Source organism: Oleiphilus sp. HI0125 (assembly GCF_001635355.1).
In genome coordinates this window covers 1-791 of the sequence record NZ_LWGF01001394.1, presented here as the reverse complement: position 1 = coordinate 791, position 791 = coordinate 1, and the positions used below count along the sequence as shown (strand labels likewise).

1 protein-coding gene is annotated in these 791 nt (G+C 48.3%); it reads left to right on the top strand.

The annotated features are described in order from the left end of the window. Positions 1-791, top strand: a 791-nt coding sequence (locus A3762_RS23805) for a 12-oxophytodienoate reductase (protein ID WP_068757971.1), incomplete at both ends; no start/stop codon positions are given.

Here is a 791-nt window from a genome sequence, read left to right as displayed (position 1 = left end):
CTATGGCATGTCGGCTCAGTTCGTAAAGAAGGCATAGAGCCAGATACTTCTGTTCCTGGCCACAGCCCTTCTGGCTTATTTAAGCCGGGCAGAGAAAACGGCGTAGCGATGAATCAGCAAGATATCGATGAAGTCGTTGAAGCATTTGCGCAGGCTGCAGCAGATGCCAAAGCCATCGGTTTTGATGCAGTGGAAGTGCATGGTGCTCACGGCTACCTGATTGATCAGTTCTTCTGGCAAGGTACCAATCAGCGTGACGATAGTTATGGCGGCGATCTCGTATCCCGCACTAAATTCGCAGTAGAAATTGTGAAAGCGATTCGTGCGCGTGTGGGTGCAGACTTCCCGATTATCTTCCGCTTTTCTCAGTGGAAGCAGCAAGACTACGATGCGCGTTTAGCTAACTCACCAGAAGAATTGAAAACATTCCTAACTCCTTTGGTTGAAGCCGGCGTGGATATATTCCATTGCAGCACGCGTCGTTACTGGGAAAAAGAATTCGAAGATGCGCCAGAAAACGGCCACATGAACTTAGCAGGTTGGACCAAAGAGTTAACCGGTAAGCCGGTTATCACAGTCGGTAGTGTTGGCTTAAATACCAGCTTCGTTGGTGAAGAACATGGTATGAATATGTCAGCGCAGGCAGGTGTAGAAGCAGGTTCGATTACTCAGTTGAATGATCGCATCAACAGCGGCGAATTCGATTTAGTTGCGGTTGGTCGTGCGTTGTTGCAAGACCCTGAATGGGTGATCAAAGTGCGTGAAGAACGTTTAGATGAACTAGAAGACTA